2 protein-coding genes and 1 rRNA gene are annotated in these 1,417 nt (G+C 53.1%); all 3 read right to left on the bottom strand.

Annotated features, from left to right (window positions below; all coding sequences use genetic code 11):
- On the bottom strand, positions 1-208 hold a 208-nt coding region (locus GTP46_RS29105), incomplete at its 3' end, for a transposase (RefSeq protein ID WP_161009113.1).
- 64 nt (positions 209-272) lie between these two features.
- Positions 273-1,202, bottom strand: coding sequence for an exopolyphosphatase (locus GTP46_RS29100; RefSeq protein ID WP_161010113.1), 930 nt, complete (start codon positions 1,200-1,202; stop codon positions 273-275).
- Positions 1,203-1,301: 99 nt separating this feature from the next.
- Positions 1,302-1,414: ribosomal RNA gene (gene rrf, locus GTP46_RS29095) — 5S ribosomal RNA — on the bottom strand.
- Positions 1,415-1,417 lie beyond the last annotated feature (3 nt).

Here is a 1,417-nt window from a genome sequence, read left to right as displayed (position 1 = left end):
GCTTCAATACCTGAAGCCGGAACTGCGCATCATAGTGCTCAAACTTCTGACGCAATCCTGCTACGCCATGGCGTTCATAAAAGGCCACCCACGACCTCGCAACCGTTTCCGAAACGCCATTGCGACGTGCAACCTCGGCATACGTACTTTTACCTGATAGGCACTGCTTTACTACCGACAGCTTCAAGCGCTCATTGAATTTGGTCATTAAAAAACCCCAAGAGTTGGTGTCCAACTCTTGGGGTTCAGTTCACTAGGGCGCTTTTTTAATTTTAGCCTTCGCTGGTGATCCGGTGGATCAACGCACCCAGCACATCTTCCGCCATCTCGTTATCGACCTGGCAGGTGCCGGCATTCTCATGGCCACCGCCGCCGTATTCCAGCATCAGCGCGCCGATATTGGTTTTCGAGGTACGGTTCAAAATCGATTTGCCGGTCGCGAACACCGTGTTCTGGTTCTTCAGGCCCCACAGTACGTGGATCGAGATATTCGTCTGCGGATACAGCGCGTAGACAATGAAGCGGTTGCCAGCAAAGATGATCTCTTCATTGCGCAGATCCAGCACCAGCAGATTCTTGTGCACGGTGGCGCAACGGCGGATCTGGTCTTTGCATTTTTCCGAGTGTTCGAAGTACAGCTCCTTACGCTCCTTCACGTCCGGCAGCTCCATGATCTGTTCGATCGTATGGTTCTTGCAGTAGTCGATCAGGTCCATCATCAGGTTGTAGTTCGAGATGCGGAATTCGCGGAAGCGGCCCAGGCCGGTACGCGCATCCATCAAGAAGTTCAGCAAGTCCCAGCCTTCCGGATTCAGCACTTCCTGCTCGTTGAAGCGCGCGGCGTCGCCCTTGTCGACCGCCGCCATCATGTCGTCCCACGATGCTGGGAAGGCTTTCAGGCCGCCATAGTAGTCGTACACCACGCGCGCAGCAGAAGGCGCCTCGGGATGGATCACATGGTTCTGGCGTTCGCCGGTATTGCGGATGGTTTCGGAGAGGTGGTGATCGAAGGCGATATGCGCCCCCGCCACATACGGCAGGTTGGTGGTGATGTCACGGTCGGTGATCGTGATCTTCCCGTCTTGCATGTCCTTGGGATGGACAAACAGAATTTCGTCAATCAAGTCCAGGTGCTTTAACAGTACCGCGCAAACCAGACCATCGAAGTCACTGCGCGTTACCAAGCGATATTTTTTTGACATGTATGCACCCTTTAGAAGTTGGCTCTTGCAACGACTAATGATACATAAAAAAAAGCCCCAACAGCATCTAATCTGTTGGGGCTTCTTTCGGAATAACTAGCTTGACGATAACCTACTTTCACACTGGTTGCAGCACTATCATCGGCGTAGAGTCGTTTCACGGTCCTGTTCGGGATGGGAAGGGGTGGGACCGACTTACTATGGTCATCAAGCTT

Source organism: Duganella flavida (assembly GCF_009857445.1).
Lineage (GTDB): Bacteria > Pseudomonadota > Gammaproteobacteria > Burkholderiales > Burkholderiaceae_D > Rugamonas > Rugamonas flavida.
The sequence above is the reverse complement of the archived record's forward strand: the minus strand, read 5'-3'. Positions and strand labels throughout refer to the sequence as shown.